This window comes from Paenibacillus sp. 01T47 (assembly GCF_056398245.1).
Genome location: NZ_JBFTPA010000004.1, coordinates 264,666 through 281,320, shown reverse-complemented (window position 1 = coordinate 281,320; position 16,655 = coordinate 264,666). Strand labels below are relative to the sequence as shown.

Below are 16,655 nucleotides of genomic sequence, written 5' to 3'. Positions count from 1 at the left end.
GAGTACATATTTTGTTCGCCGACCTAGTTACTTTACGTAAGTAATGATACATAAGTTATTAAGTCGCGTCAAGATCAAGAGCATGAAGCCCGCCTAAATCTCTTACAAAGTACAAAAGAACCTTCAAAATCACAGTAAAAGTGATCGGAAGGTTCCTACTATTTAGGCTGATATGATGAGAAAGCCCCATGGTGCGAGCTCCAGCTGTTGTCCACTTGTAACTTTACTACCATTCAACAGCTCAGTACCGTCCTGATGCTTGTAGTCAAATGTAACGGCATCATTTGAGTAGTTGAAATAATATCGTATATGCTTTCCGCTAGTATTCAAGCCCGATTTCACGATGATTGGAAAAACAAGCTCTTGCTCTGCGCCCCAAAGACCTGCATTCTGCAAAGCCCCGCATAGCACACGTCTTACAACAGCAGGGCTAGGCAAGCATCCTATATAGGTAGCCGTTCCTTTTCCAAAGTTATTTCTTGTAATCGCTGCATATTCACCCCACTGCGCATGATCATAATAAGCCAGCACTTCAGCGGTTGTTGGCGTGATAAGCTCCATCCACGCTTCAACCTCTTTCGTCTCGTTACTCTGATCGATCAGTGCCCCTTTTAACCCGACATGATTTGGCGTTACGAACATGCTATAGGATATGCCGCAAGCTGCTTGTATGATACCGGGCTGCTGTGAAGTACGTACCTTAACGACCTCGTCGGCGAATCCGCTTTTGAACGTATAAACCACATGTCCCCCGCTTCGTACGAATTCATTTAATCGCTCCAAAGTCTCTGAAGGGGCAGCGTAAAGCGCTGGTACGACAATCATATTGTATTTATCCAAATGGGTGCAGGTTGGCTGAATAAAATCGACCTCGACGTTAAGCTTGTACAATTCGTCATAAAGTGCGCGAACAACATCATTGTAGGTTTTTCCATCTGGAAGCTTAAACCATTCCATTGCAGATAAAGCCTCGTTGCTGACCATTACAGCCACTTGATTGTTTTTGCGGAGGCTGGCAAGCTCCTCGCTCAGCCTAGCAAAATCCGCACCGATCGTTTTGGCTTCGTTATAAACAGGATTAGGCTGAAAATCATGACTGAGCAGCCCCTTCCAATACGTTTCGAACGAATTGTGAATCGAATGCCAGTGCCAATACGCAACCATGTTCGCACCGGAAGCAAGGTGGCTAAACGCCTGCAAGCGCAATTGCCCGGGATACGGCGTCCAATGCGGGAAGGCTTGTGCCTGCGTTTCGAGCACTAAGTAATTATCGTTTTTGAGCGATCGTGTCATGTCCCCGCCAAACGAGATTTCGATGCCGGTTAAATCATCCTGCGAAGGATGATAAATATCGACGCCTGCAATATCAAAAGGCTCCGAAGCAGCGAAGTGATCAACGGAAGGCTGAACACCAAATGAGTAGCCTCTCCATTCAAAATCAAAGTTTTGAGTTACAAATTGTCCCGGCTGCTTATATTCGTTCACGAGAGAGACCTGCCATGCCAAAAACTCATTTACTAGCTTCCGCTGGAATTTCGCGAACTCCGCGCCTAAGCTACCATTGATTGTGCCGACAACGGAAGGGAACTCCTCCCAGCTGTTGATGCGATTGCTCCAATAATCAAGCCCAAACAGCTGATTAACGATGTCAAGCGTTTCATAAGTATCCCTCATATATTTGACGAACTGCAGCTGAACATTTGGCCCCGCCGTGTCATAATGTTTCGTTTCATTATCCGTCTGATAGCCAATCACGGCTGGATGTTTACTTACACGGCTAATGAGCTTGCGGATGATTCGCTCTGAATAGAAACGATAAGCAGCATTTGTAATATCCATAATTTGGCGAGCGCCGTATTTACCTGGTCCGCGAGGGGTTACGGCAAGTACATCCGGATGTTCCTTGACCATCCAAGCAGGCACAGCATAGGTTGGTGTGCCAACAATGACGGCGATACCGGCTTTATGCATCGCATCCAGCACTCTGTCTACGGAAGTGAAGTCGAATACACCGTTTTGCGGCTCATGTGTGCTCCATGTCGATTCCGCGATACGAACCACGTTAATGCCTGCTTCCTTCATCATCCGAATATCCTCATCTAATCGCTCATAAGGCATATATTCGTCATAATAAGCGACGCCATATAACAGCTTATTCATCCTTTAACAGCCCCCTCGGCAATCCCATGCATAATAAACTTTTGGAAGAACGAGTAAATAATAATGACTGGAATCGCGGTCAGTACGAGCGCCGCCAAAATAAGCGACCATTCTTTGTTATACTCACCAAAGAGCGTGTTTGTCGATAAGATAAGCGTGTAATTGCTTACGTCCGTCAGCATGAGCAGCGGCAGCAGGAAATCATTCCAGATCCAGAGGAAATCTAAAATCGCTATCGTCACCGTAATCGGCACAAGCAGCGGGAAAATAATTTTAAAGAACGTTTGATATTCATTGCAGCCATCAATTTGCGCCGCCTCCTCCAGCTCCTTAGGTATAGACTTCACGAAGCCATGATACAGAAAGATCGCCATATTGACGCCGAGTCCAATATATATGATTGCAAGCCCATACGTACTGCCTTGAACAGACAAGGCTTTGGCCATTCTAGTCAATGGAATCATAATCGAATGAAACGGCACAAGCATGGAAGCGATAAACAGGAAAAAAATCAAATTGCTTATCTTTCCGCTCGTACGTGACAGCTTATAGCCAGCAAGCGAAGCACAAAAGACGATGCCGCCGATGCCAAGCACCGAAATAATGATCGAGTTGAGTGTGCTGCCCAGCAGATTGATTTGATGAAAAGCATTTACATAATTATCGAATTGAATCTTCGATGGCAGCGAGACGAACGACTTGAACATCTCACCTTGTGTCTTAAATGAGTTAATAACCGCCAAGTAAATCGGAAAAAAAGAGATTGCAGCCCCGATCGACAGGAAAATGGTAATAAGGAGGGAGGTTGATTTATTCTGTCTCATGCTTCCACCTCTCTTTTTTTCATGACACGAATTTGGATAAATGTGAAGATGAGAATAATCACGAATAGAATGACCGATTTTGCGCTGGCATAACCATATCGGAAGTTGTTTGAGAAGGCTTCCTCGTAAATGTTCATCGTAATAACCTGCGTGCTTCGTCCTGGTCCTCCGCCTGTCAAGCCATATACAACCTCGAACACTTTAAACGCGCCGTTTAGCGTAAGGAAGAAACAGATTGTAATCGCATGTGAAATCATCGGCAGCGTCACATTGCGAAACGTTTGGAAAGCGGTAGCTCCATCGATAACAGCTGCTTCCTTCAAGCTTTGAGGCACACCTTGCAGTCCAGCCAAATAAATGATCATCATATAGCCGACGCCGTTCCAGAGGGAAACGGTCAGAATCGAGAAGAAGCTTACTTTTGGATCACCGATCCAAGCTTGGTCCAGAAACGTAAGCGCTGTCTTTTCTGCCAGCTGAGGAAGCACCTGCGCGAATACAAATGTCCACATAAATGCGCTGATAATCGTGCTTATCATGTTGGGCATGAAGAAAATGGTACGGAAGAAACCTTTGCTTTTGCGGCGTGATTCAATAAATACAGCCAGCAGCAGCGCAAATACATTTTGCAGCACAACCATGAACAGCACATACTTCAAGGTGAACAATAACGAACCGACAAAATCGGGATCGTCTCTGAGCGCTTCAATAAAGTTGCCCATTCCAATAAAGTCATAGTCACGATTCAAGCCATTCCAATCCGTGAAGCTGTAAAACATTCCGCCGAGCGTTGGAATCAGCAGGAAGATCGCGTACAAAATAAAAGCGGGCGCGACAAACGTAAATAACGAGATGTATTTTTTGTAGCTCTTGATCGGCACAGTATCCGCCCCTCTCCTATGTGTCTTTACTGAGCAAAGATGTCTTCGGCGTCCTTTAGACGCTGAGTAGCTTTGACGGTGAAATATAAGATAAGTATGAGAAAAAGATATACTTTCTTATTTTTTAAAATCGGGATGAAGCGAAGCAGAATCTCCTTGTCTCCCCTTCATCCCGAGCATGTGTGGTTTATTTATTTACCTTGTTGTACGATTTCCAAGCTTTATCGAGTGCTTTGAGTACATCATCCTGCGATAATTGACCGGCATAATACGCTTGCAGCCCTTTGCCCACTTCATCCTTCACGGATTGAGGAATAGCTGGGTCTTGATAAGATTTGCCTTCTTTCACATAAGCTGTTGCATCATTTACCCATGGATAGCTCTCATACGTATGCACGGTGGAGATTGGGTTGAATTTAAGCGCTTGGAAGAAAGCATTTGAAGCCGTGTCATCCAGAATATAGTTGATGAAATCCAGCGCGACTTCCTTGTTCTTTGTGCTCTTAGAAACAGCTAGAGAAGTCGAAGCGCTAAGGTTAATAAGTGTCGCATCTGGATTGTCATTGATTGGCAGCGGTGCTACACCAAAATCAAGATCCGGATTGGATTTAAGAATCGTTTCTGCATACCACGGCCCTTGCAGCCACATTGCGCCTTTGCCTGCCGCAAACGCTGCTGCGCCATCATCGCCGCCCACTTCTGTCGCTTTTTCCGTTCCGTTCGCATTGATAAGATCAAAGATGTCGAACATTGCTTTTAGCTCTGTGAAGGAGCCTTCATCCTTATTCATCCGTTCGATGAAGTCAGCGTCCTCCGTATTGATAAGTGCGCCTGCAGCAAGCGGCAGCACGAGCTGTGGAATCCAAGCTTCCTTATATGAAAGCACAAAAGGCGTTACCTTATTCGCTTTAAGCTTCTCGACAACCGCTTTCATTTCTGTCAACGTTTTTGGAGGCGTAATGCCGAGATCCGTAAAGATCTTTTTGTTGTACAAGTAGCCCCATGACAATGTTTCCAGCGGAACGGCTACGACTTTACCATCTGTCGTTGTAACCGAAGGTTTAACGCTCTCCAGCAGCTTGCCGACAAAAGGCTGATCGGATAAATCCTCTAAGTAACCTGCTTTGTAGTAAGAAGGAATTTCGTTAATGGCATGAAGCGCGAAAATATCAGGTGCATCATTGGATGCAAGGCGCGTCTTCAAAATTTGCGCCGCATTATCGGCTGTCGGCATTTCGAGCTGTACCGACACGTCGATGTTTTTCTCTGCTTTTTCTTTCGCTACGAAGTCAGCAATATATTTATCGTAATGCTCTTTAAAACGAGGCTGAGCAATGAACATTTTCAGCTTTACGCTCTTAGCTTCACCGCCGCCGCTTGCTGCCCCATCTGTGCTGCCAGCATTATTTGTATTGCTGCCGCAGCCAGCTAACAGTGTTGTCGCGAGCATCGTAACGAGTAAGCCTTTAACTATTTTTTTCATCTCATTTGACCTCCCAGAAGCTTGTTTTGTTTACGCTTTCATTGTATCTAAAAAATGAAAGCGTTTAATTGGACAGAATTAGACTCTTTCGTTGGACATTTTTAAACCTCGCTGCTCTTCCTCATCTCACCTGGCGCGATGCCAAAATGCTTCTTGAACACACGATAAAAATAGGTGATATCCTCGTAGCCCGCCATTTCCGCAATCGCTTTAATGGGAATGCTCTCATCCATCAGCCACTCTTTCGCCTTCACCATGCGCAGGTGCAGCATATAATCCGTGACATTGCGTCCATATTCCTGCTTGAACACTTTGCTCAAATATTCCTTGCTCACAAAAAAAGCTCTAGCGAGCTGCTCCAGCGTAACCGGCTCCGTATAATGTTTCTCCATATACAGCCTGACTTCATCCAGATTCAATTTGTTTTTGAACTTCCGCTGCTGAATAAGCTGCTCTAGTGTAGTCACATAATGATGGGTAAGAAAAGCAGCTGTATTCTCGCCTGACTGGGTGATCTCATGCCCATACGGCGCATGCAGCGAGTCGCTGTCTTGTGAATTAGCATTCATTAATTCCTTAAGCAGCAGTAGCAGCTCTTGTACGACCTGCTCCAGCATGACCGCTTTCGTAATACCGCTCTGTTCAAGCTCCTTCATCATTTGATCTAGTGTTGTCTTAACGCCATCTGTATTCAGCTCATTGAAACGCAGCTTTAAAAGCTTCTTATACGATGCCAATGTATACGAAATATCAAGATCAAGTGATAATGTTCCACGCTCCATTTGAGCAGCTTCAAGCCCGCTTTTGCAATTTTGCAGCGCCGTATTAAGCTCTTTCGGATCAACTGGCTTAAGCAGATAATCCATCGCCTTGAAGCGAAGCGCATGTTTGGCATATTGAAAATCATCATACCCACTGACGACAATTGTCTTGATTGCTGGAAATTGATCATTAAGCTGCTGCAGCAGCGCAGCGCCATCTGTTCCGGGCATCCGCATGTCAGTAATGACAATATGAGGCTGCAAAACCTCCATCATTCGAAGCGCTTCCGTACCGTCCTCTGCTTCTCCTACAATTTCCATGCCGAGGCACTCCCATTCTCCGAACGCTTTTATGATGTCTCTTGCCCAGCTCTCATCATCCACAATGAATACTTTAAGCATGCTGATCTCCCCCTGCTATTGGAATAGAGACGGTGACCGTCGTTCCCGCTCCTAACTCGCTTTCAATCGTAATCCCATAGTCTGGGCCAAAATGCATTTGTATGCGGGACGCTACATTTTGAATGCCGATACGATTGCCGTGCGTCCAAACCTGTCCGCTATGTTGGTGAAGCCGCTTTTGCAGGTCGGCAAGCTTATCCTCGCGTATGCCGACGCCATTGTCACGGATTCGAATTCGAACTTTATCATGCTCACGCACAACGCTCACGCTAAGCTCCCAATGACCTGATTTATTTTCTAGTCCATGGAAAAAAGCATTTTCAACAATCGGCTGAAGCGTCAGCTTCGGAATGGGAGAAAGCATCATAGACTCGTCCATTTCCGTGTGATAGGTAAGCTTGGAGTAAAAACGCTGCTTCTGGATAAGCATATAATTGTTTAGATGATCGATTTCTGCTTTTAAGTAGGCGAGATCGTTCGGATCGCGAATGACATATCGAAACATATCGCTAAGCGATCGAATGATTTCGTAGCTCTCCGCAGGTTTTTTCGTAAAGAGCATACTGCCGATCATTTGAAGTGTATTTTGCAAAAAATGCGGATTGATTTGCGCTTGGAGCGCTTTAAGCTCGGCGGTTTTTTTCTCCAGATTGATGCTGTATTCCGTTTTAATATGCTCTCTAATGCGGTATGACATGTTGTAAAGCTTCGTTTCAAGCAAGCCGATCTCATCTACGCGGTTGCTTTGAGGCAGCTCCGTTTCCTTGATGATGCCAAGGCCCTGCATCGATCTTGCGAGCGTAACAATTGGCGTAGCCGTCCGCCAAGCTAACAAAATAGCAATCACAATCGACAGCACGATAGAAATTGCGCCTACGATAAGGCCAAATCGCATCGTCGATTGCGCGCTCTTATTAATAAAGCTGGTCGGGATAATCGTAATCAGCCTCAAGCCTACGGGATCAATCGTGTTATAGAAGACGTACGCCTTCGACATGCGGAAATAACCTTGATCCGCTGTTGTTTCCTTGATCCGCAGCATAATGTTATCCGAGGGGCGCTCTCCGAAACGTTGATAAAGCACATTTCCATCTTCGCTCGCGATCAGAACCTGATGATCCTTGCCGCGGCCTATCAAATCAAGCGTCTGATCAAGCATCGACCAGCGAATTTTAAGCGAGATACCGCCTAGCTTCTCCCGATTCTCAAAACGGTTAATGCTCCGAATCAATTGAAAGTGACCTTCATCCCCATTATTGGATTGAATAAGAAAATCTTTATTTTCCTCAAATAGCTGCTTATAAGGAGAAGGGATAGCAGGCGAAGTTTCCAAATCATATTGATTTCCGCTTATGGTAAACAATTTTCGCGGCTCTTTCAAAAACAGCTCGACGCCGATGACATGATTTCCTGCGGAATAAAACAAATTGCTCAGTGTATCCATAATATTTTTTTGAGCGGCAAATTGGTTAATGAGCAGTGAACCCTCTGTGCTTGCCAAATAATCACTAAGATGAGGGCTGATGAGTACGGAATATACGAGATTGTTCAATTGCGAGAACTGCTCGCCCAAGTAGACGCCAGTCCACTTCATATTGGATAAATTCGTTCCGATTACTTCCGCTTCCATCGACTTTCGGTTGTTTTCGGCTGCTAAGGCAGTAACCGCTATAATCGGAATGACGGATAAAAAAATCATCGTAAAAATCAATTTATTCCGAATACTACGACGGAAGGGTTCTGTCAGTAAACGGATTAGCTTGGCCAACATTTGCTCTCTCGCCTCCCGCTTCTCTTCTAGCTATTGTGTGCAAAAAACTAACGCCCCATCGATTGCTGGCGTTAGTTTATATGCTTTCATCATCCACATGGAATGACAATTGTATGAAAGGATTCGGGTTCCAGCTCAAGCAGCTGGTGTTTGGAGCCGATGGACAAACGCAGCTCCCTTTTTTCATTGAATGGATTCGTTAAGACGATGATGCGTGTGCCGTCCGGCTTCTCGAAAGCAATTGCATTGCCTGACCATGGACCTTTCAGCCCTATTCTTCGATCATCAGGCGAAGTGAAGTGGGCAAAATGCTTCATCACATAATACTCGGGATTACGAATGGCAAGCTGCTTTTCCTTGTCTACGGTCAGCATCGCATTTTGCTCCCAGCCCCATGTGCTGCGGCCTTTTGGTTCCAGCACCATGTTCCAGTAAATATAAGCGTTCACGCCATTCGTAAAATAATGATGATAGAGATTAAACACATATCTTGCATAGAACCAACTGTTTTCACCGTCACCGCATTCATTTTCCGTTTGCATATAACGAAGCTCAGGATAGCTTTGAACGGTACGCTGCAAAGCATGCTTGCCTGCCCATTGATAGCCTACGCCCTTCACATATTTATAAGCTTCAGGGTCGCTTAGCACCGTATTGGCATACGCATCAAAATCAGTTGCCTTCTTCTTCAGCCATTCATCCCATGCCTCCGGCGCATTAATTGTGCCCAGCCATATTTCTGTATCGAGTCCGTGCCTCTCGAAGGCAGGTCCCAAATAATCACGTATAAATTCACGAAGCTGCTCGCCCGTCCATACGTAGGAAGGAAACTTCTGATCCGCAACCACCTCATTTTGAACATGAACCTGGTGAATCGTAATGCCTTCTGCCTTGTATGCCTCAACAAATTTTACGAAATAGAGCGCATACGCTTCTAAAATTTCTTTCTCCCAGCGCAGTGTGCCGTAATTGTACGCCTTCGGAAATTTCATCCAGGTCGGAGGGCTCCACGGAGAGGCAAACAGTTTCAATTCAGGATTGAGTTTTAGCGCTTCCTTAATATAAGGAATCAAATGTTGTTGATCACGGGCAATGGAGAAATGCTCCATACTTAAGTCTCCGTCTGTTTCGTTTAAGCTATACCATTCCAGTGCATAATCGCTAGCGCCAATCGGAAGCCTGCAAATACTGAATTTATGCTCGCCTTCGGGATGAAAGAGCGCATGCATCACTTGACTGCGTTCTTCCTCCGGCAGATGCTGCAGAGCAGCATAACCAAGCTCGTTAAAGCAGCCTCCAAACCCTTCTAACCGTTGAAAGCTCTCACCTGAGAATGTCAGATTAGTGTTTCCATTACCGGCTTCCTCTATCGTTTTATTGAACCATCGCTTGGTTTCCGTGCTTGCAAACCATTGTATCTGTTTCTCTCTCATCACCGCAAACCTCACTTTTTGAAAGCGTTTTTATCATTATATCTTGTAAATGAAAGCGTTTAATTGGACGAAATTAGACTCTATTCTTGGACGATATTAAACCAACGCAACAAAGCGCAAAAACTATATTTTAAGAAGACAAACAAAATAGTGGCTAAAGTCTCATAAACTAAGCAATACATTCATATTTACAAGAAAATTAGCTTTTGAAGGGGGTGAATACGATACCTCTGGTCGTCCGATCAACATTAAACGCAACCGGCGCCATTACATTTACGGGGAATACGCTGGGTCTCAGCCGCTCAGAAGTAGCTGGAACCCCTGGTACTTCCGATAGTATAGGCGCTTTCAGCACAACGAATACAGCAGCTCGGTACGGCACGTACCCGCTTGGAACGACGAGCAACTATTTGGAAAATAGTTCTGCCGCCGCTCTCGTTCTCCCCACTGGAAGCACTGTTCTTTATGCAGAGCTTATTTGGGGCGGCACTTATGTCAATGGAACCGTTAATCTAACCGCAGCCATTAACAATCCCGTTACGTTCATTGCACCGCTCGGAACCTCAAGCATCACTCCTGATGCAGCAACAAGCAATACGTTCGATTTGGGAGGAGGCGCACTTGGCTATACTCGTTCAGCCAATGTCACCTCGCTTGTGCTGGCGGCAGGTGCGGGTACCTATATAACAGGCGGCGTAGTCGGAACGATTGTTATTCCCGGCGATTCAACTGCTAACCATGCTGGCTGGACCCTCGCCGTCATTTATCAGAACCCTTCACTTCCGTTTCGCAACATGTCGCTGCGGGTTGGGGCTATTTTGGTTCAAAGCACTTCGGCAGCGGTCAATACGACAATAACCGGATTTGCCACGCCGATCTCAGGAGCCTTAGGCGGCAGGGCGTTGTTTAGCGCTCAGGAAGGTGATGCAAACCGAACAGGTGATCAGGCGTTGTTCGGCCCGACGACAGCTAGCTTAGTAGCTCTATCTGGCACGAACAATTTCGCTAACAATTTTTTCGCTTCACAAATTAACAATGATTCCGGTGCATTAAACACAACCGGAACTTTCGGGGACCGCAATCAAATAAATGGCACACCCGGCACGAACATCATTGGCGGTCGACAGGGCTGGGATATTACGAATGTTGATATTTCCGCTAGGCTGACGAACAACCAGAGCTCAGCCGTTTTGTCGCTTACAACCTCCGGGGATGCTTATGTATTAAACGCAAATGCCATCCAAGTCAATATTAATGCGCCCGTTATCAATGTAACGCTAAGCGAGAATGCAACAGGGCCTACCATCGGCGACATCATCACCTTTACGGTCACGGTCAGCAACTCAGGGACAGCAAACGCAGCCAGTATCGTCTTAACCGATACATTGCCTGCTGGCGTTACGTTCGTACCAGGCAGCGTCGTTGTAGGCGGCGTCTCGAAACCGACATTCGACATAAGAACCGGAGCTCCGCTAGGCTCATTAAACCTGGCAACCTCCATCACCGTTACCTATCAAGCTACTGTAACCTCCTTGCCAAGCACCGCTCAGCTTTCAAGCACCGCCAATGCGGCCTTTACGTTTCAAAGCATAGCAGGCGGTCCCATTATTACAGGCGTTATTCCATCCAATACTGTCACTATCCCTGTTTATGCCCCTAATTTATCTATTGTAAAAAGTGCGAACACACAGAACGCAACGGTTGGTAATCAAGTAGTCTACACACTGCTCGTTGCGAATACCGGCAGTTCAGCAGCCATTGTCAACCTGACGGACAATATACCTGCGGGAACATCTTTTATACCGAATAGCTTCCGTGTCAATGGAGTCGTTGTAGCAGGTGCGAATCCATCAGCGGGAGTAGCCATAGGAACAATTGCAGCTGGGGGATCGTCAACGATCACGTTTCAAGTGCAAGTAAATGTTTTGCCATCTCCACCTCAGCTTGTGAATCAGGCATCAGCCACCTATACGTATCAAATACCTGATGGAAGAATCTTTCCCGGCTCATTAGCTTCAAATACGGTTACAGTTCCTGTAAGACTTCCAAATGTTGTGGTCACGAAGAGCGCTAACTTAACCGACATCGCTGTAGGTGAAACATTAACCTATTCCTTAGTCGTCACGAACAGCGGCATCGAATCCGTCACCAATGTCACATTGGGAGACACCATTCCTGTTGGAGCGGAATTCACCTCTGGAAGCGTAATTGTAGCTGGCGTATCCAAACCAACAGCAAATCCAGCGAGCGGCATCAGTTTAGGAACCATTGCGCCAAGCAACTCTGTCACCGTTACTTTTGCAATTCGCGCGACTGCTATTCCAAGCTCAGGTACATTGGTTAATCAGGCTTCCGTATCCTACAGCTCTGGCGTTTTCACAGGTCTCTCACTGTCTGGCAGCGTGACAACGCCTGTATATCAACCCATCATCAGCATTACAAAAAACGGTACGCCTACGAACGCTACTGTTGGAGGTACAATAACCTATTCATTCAGCGTAAAAAACAGTGGAAATATTGCTGCCCAAGTGACCTTAACGGATAATATCCCAACCGGCTCATCCTTTGTGCCAAACAGTGTCATCGTTAATGGAACAGCACTTCCCGGCAGCAGTCCCGTTACAGGCATTTCACTTGGCGCTTTGCCAGCTTCCGGCGTATCCAGCGTTTCATTTCAGATCTTGTTAAGCTCGCTTCCGTCGCCGCCAACTTTAGTCAATCAAGCCTCAGGCTTATATACCTATCAGTTGCCTAGTGGCAGAAACTTAAGTGGAAGCAGCAGCTCCAATACGATCACGCTCACTGCCCAAGCACCAAATGTCACAATTAACAAAGCTGTCAACGCCACCGCAGCTGCTGTAGGTGACATTTTGACGTTTACCATTATCGCTGTGAATAACAGTGTCGTACCCGTTACAAATGTCAACATCTCCGACACGTTGACCAGCAGCGCAGCTTTCATTGCTGGAAGCGCAACAATTAACGGGGTCGCAACAACTGCAAACCCGAATGTCGGCATTTCTATCGGTACCATTAATCCATCTGCCAGCGTTACTATCGTATTTCAGGCACAGGTAACATCGCTGCCCGATCCCGCTGTCATATCTAATCGCGCGGCCATCAGCTATACATCAGGTTCATTTACAGGATCATCGTTATCCGAAACGATTCAAATTCCGGTGTACCAGCCCATCATTTCTATAGTTAAGTTTGCAAGCACTCAAAATGCAACGATAGGCGACACTTATACTTATACATTAAGAGTCCAAAACAGCGGTAATATTGGCGCTACAGTAAACGTAACGGATAATATCCCAGCCGGCGCTGTTTTCGATATAAACAGCGTGCTCATAAATTCCGTACCCTTTCCCGGATTAAATCCTGTAACCGGGATACCCATCGGAAATGTACTGCCTGGGAGCATGACAGAAATCAGCTTTGTCGTGACGGTTGCAACACTGCCTTCACCTCAATTTCTCGTCAACCAAGCAAGTGCACCCTACAATTACTCACTGCCGGACGGCCGTCAATTAAATGGTGCATCGGCTTCTAATATCGTATCAATACCTGTGTCACTGCCAAACGTAACTTTAGTGAAATCTGCAGCACCAACTTCCGTCGTTGTAGGCGATACCTTTACCTATACCTCCATTGTAACCAACAACGGTATTGCTCCTGTAAACCATGTCGTAGTTAACGATCCTTTAGCCGATAATATTGCCTTTATTAGCAATAGCGTGTTCATTAACGGCACTCCCCGGGCGGATTCATCTCCATCCACCGGTATCCCAATCGGTACCCTCGCCCCTGGCGGTTCGGCTACCGTAACTTTTGAGGTGAGAGTAACGATGGCAGTCCCAACGCAAATAACGAATCAATCAACTGTTAGTTTTACATCAGGTGCATTCTCAGCTTCATCCTCGTCTAATACGACAACAACTCCTGTAACACAGCCGCAAATTTCTTTGCAATTAAGCGCGAATACAAGCAATGCTACGCTTGGAGACACCGTTACTTATACTGTACTTGTAAGCAATACTGGGAATCTTGAGGGAATACTCACGTTAACTGATGCACTTCCGACTGGAACAACGTTTGCGCCAAACAGCGTCGTCGTTGGCGGAGTTCCTCATCCTGGAGAATCGCCTGTAACCGGCATTAGTGTGGGAAGCGTTTTGCCTGGTGTGCCGATAACCGTTACCTATTCGACAGTAATTACAATACTTCCAAACCCGCAGGTACTTGTGAATCAAGCCATAGGAGCTTATACATTTACACCGCCAGATGGCAGGCTTCTGAATGGCTCCACACAATCAAACGTATTATCTGTTCCCGTTTCTGCTCCTAACGTTGCGGTCGTCAAAAGCACAACGACGGTCGATGCCGCGCTTGGAGACATCATTACTTATTCAGTAGCCGTAACAAACAGCGGCATTGAATCGATCAATAATGTTGTACTTACGGATCCTGTGCCGGACGGAGCAACATTCGTTGCTGGCAGCTTGACGATAAATGGCAATCCTGCACCTGGTGTGCCTGCATCGGGAATTGCCCTTGGATTAATTCCTTCTTCCAATACGGTAACCGTGTCGTTCAAGTTGAGCGTTACTTCTATTCCAGTCTCCGGTCAAATCGGAAACCAAGCAAATATTACCTTTACATCCGGTGTATTCTCGGGCATGACGATGTCCAACGTCGTTAATACCCCTGTCTATCAGCCCGTAATCTCACTCGTTAAAAGTGCAAATTCTATTAACGCCACACTTGGGGACACCGTTAGCTATCGAATCGACGTCAGCAATACAGGAAATTATGCTGGGAATGTAACATTGACTGACAATATCCCGCTCGGTGCAATCTTCGAGCCCAACAGTGTCCTAGTGGGAGGGCAGCCTCAGCCAGGTGCTGACCCTGTAACAGGCATCAACATTGGTGCTGTTGCTCCTAATGCAACAGTGTCCGTTACCTTCTCTGTCATCATTGATTCCCTGCCGAATCCGCAGCAGCTATCAAACCAAGCTCTTGCGAACTTTGCATTTGTTCTGCCAAGCGGCCGCCCGCTTAGCGGCAGCGCAAGCTCCAACACCGTCCTAATTTCTGTATCTGCACCTAATGTCAGTGTTGTCAAAAGCACAACTTCAACAGCCGTAGCAATTGGCGATATCGTCACCTATTCTATAAACATTCTCAATAGCGGCATCGCAGCGGTAAATAATATTATTTTTACAGACCCATTGCCGGTCGGAAGTGCTTTAGTTTCAGGCAGCGTATTGGTAGACGGAGTTCCAAGACCAACGGCCAACCCCGCAACCGGTGTAGCTATAGGGACGATCGTGCAAGGCAATACCGTTGTAGTATCCTTCAACGTATCCGTCATTTCTTTACCTGCTTCTGGACAGCTTAGCAATCGTTCATCTGTCAGCTTTACATCAGGTGTATTCTCGGGCGTCACTTTCTCGAACACAGTGATCATTCCTGTCTATCAGCCGATACTAACGGGAACCAAAAGTGGAAACACCAGCAATGCGACGATTGGCGACACCGTTGTCTACACGATTGCAATTCAAAATACCGGCAATTATCCCGGTGACGTTACCTTAACGGATACGATTCCAGCTGGCACAAGTCTTGTCCAGAACAGCGTCATCGTTAATGGCCAGCTCGTGCCAGGTGCAGATCCGGCAGCAGGCATATCGCTTGGCAGTATCACAACTACGGCAAGTGTCACTTTTTCGGTAGTCATCAATGCGCTTCCGCAAAATCAGCAGCTTGTGAACCAAGCGTCCGCTACCTACAGCTTCTTGCTGCCTGATGGCCGCACCTTAGGCGGCTCATTTAGTACAAACGCATTGTCTATTCCTGTATCTGCACCTAATGTTGCCGTTGTGAAGAGCACCACTGTTACCGATGCGGTCGTAGGCGACACGATAACCTATCGAATTGCAGTTACGAACAACGGCATTGAGAATATTAATAATGTGCTGGTGGTCGATCCCTTGTCCCCTGGATCATCCTTTCAGGCTGGAAGCGTCTTAATTGATGGCGTTCCTAGACCAGCAGCTAACCCGTCCCTTGGCATCTTAGTCGGGTTGATCGCGCCTAGCGTTACCGTGTTAGTTGATTTCAGCGTACTAATAACGTCACTTTCAGATTCCGGCACGCTCAGCAATAGAGCTACCGTAAGCTTTACTTCGGGTGCTTTTTCAGGAAATACATTTTCCAATACGCTCGTTACACCGATTTATCAGCCTATTCTTGCACTTGGCAAATCTGCCGATACCGCCAATGCGACTGTCGGAGACACAGTAACTTATTCACTAACCATCACGAATACGGGCAATATTGCCGTGCAGGCTTCCGTATTTGATACGATTCCAATTGGCGCCGCCTTTGTACCAAATAGTGTGTTAATCAATGGTGTTCCGCAGCCTGGCGCTAATCCGGCGACTGGTGTTCCCGTTGGCACCGTTTCGCCTGGCGCATCCATTAGCATCCTGATTTCACTGCAGGTAACGGTAGATGCACTTCCTTCACCGCAGCTGCTCGTGAACCAAGCAACAGCTAACTTCTCCTACGTACCGCCGGATGGCCGTGTGCTGACCGGAACTATTTTATCGAATGTATTGTCCATTCCTGTGTCTTCTCCAAATGTGTCTGTCGTGAAGAGCGCATCATCCATTGATGCTGTTGTAGGCGATACCATTACCTATACCATAACGGTGTCCAACAATGGCATTGAATCCGTCAATAACGTCATACTCATCGACCCTACCCCAGCAGGAACAACGTTTACGACGGGCAGTGTCACTGTAGATGGTTCACCGCGGCCAACAGCTAATCCTAATAATGGCATTACCATTGGCACCATTGCTGCTGGAGGCAGCTCAACCGTTACATTCAATGTGCTGGTTGTTACACTATGAGCCCGCTTCCTGGCGGT

General features: G+C 46.5%; 8 protein-coding genes. 1 reads left to right on the top strand and 7 read right to left on the bottom strand.

All coding sequences use genetic code 11. From position 1 onward, the window contains the following. Positions 1 to 162 precede the first annotated feature (162 nt). The 7 genes from AC1DOV_RS11165 to AC1DOV_RS11135 all read right to left on the bottom strand — a co-directional run bounded on the left by AC1DOV_RS11165 (position 163) and on the right by AC1DOV_RS11135 (position 9,715). Positions 163 to 2,160 (bottom strand): beta-galactosidase, encoded by a 1,998-nt coding sequence (locus AC1DOV_RS11165; RefSeq protein WP_477549960.1) that lies wholly within the window; start codon positions 2,158 to 2,160, stop codon positions 163 to 165. Further along, a complete protein-coding gene (locus AC1DOV_RS11160; RefSeq protein WP_076266656.1) occupies positions 2,157 to 2,984 on the bottom strand; it encodes a carbohydrate ABC transporter permease in 828 nt (275 codons plus the stop codon). Before AC1DOV_RS11160 ends, AC1DOV_RS11165 begins: the two co-directional genes overlap by 4 nt. Continuing rightward, positions 2,981 to 3,865: a carbohydrate ABC transporter permease gene (locus AC1DOV_RS11155; protein WP_339203747.1), complete on the bottom strand. Its 885-nt coding sequence runs from the start codon at positions 3,863 to 3,865 to the stop codon at positions 2,981 to 2,983. Before AC1DOV_RS11155 ends, AC1DOV_RS11160 begins: the two co-directional genes overlap by 4 nt. Positions 3,866 to 4,052: 187 nt before the next feature. Next, positions 4,053 to 5,348 carry an ABC transporter substrate-binding protein gene (locus AC1DOV_RS11150; protein WP_477549959.1) on the bottom strand — a complete coding sequence of 432 codons (1,296 nt, stop codon included), beginning with the start codon at positions 5,346 to 5,348 and terminating at the stop codon, positions 4,053 to 4,055. 101 nt (positions 5,349 to 5,449) lie between these two features. Beyond that, positions 5,450 to 6,511 (bottom strand): response regulator transcription factor, encoded by a 1,062-nt coding sequence (locus AC1DOV_RS11145; protein WP_477549958.1) that lies wholly within the window; start codon positions 6,509 to 6,511, stop codon positions 5,450 to 5,452. After that, complete coding sequence (locus AC1DOV_RS11140; RefSeq protein ID WP_477549957.1) at positions 6,504 to 8,282, bottom strand: sensor histidine kinase; 1,779 nt, start codon at positions 8,280 to 8,282, stop codon at positions 6,504 to 6,506. Before AC1DOV_RS11140 ends, AC1DOV_RS11145 begins: the two co-directional genes overlap by 8 nt. A gap of 89 nt (positions 8,283 to 8,371) precedes the next feature. Next, positions 8,372 to 9,715: a glycoside hydrolase family 30 protein gene (locus AC1DOV_RS11135; protein ID WP_477549956.1), complete on the bottom strand. Its 1,344-nt coding sequence runs from the start codon at positions 9,713 to 9,715 to the stop codon at positions 8,372 to 8,374. A 215-nt stretch (positions 9,716 to 9,930) separates the two neighbouring features. On the opposite strand from AC1DOV_RS11135, the gene AC1DOV_RS11130 reads away from it, so the two are divergent. Beyond that, positions 9,931 to 16,638 (top strand): DUF7507 domain-containing protein, encoded by a 6,708-nt coding sequence (locus AC1DOV_RS11130; RefSeq protein ID WP_477549955.1) that lies wholly within the window; start codon positions 9,931 to 9,933, stop codon positions 16,636 to 16,638. Positions 16,639 to 16,655: the final 17 nt, after the last annotated feature.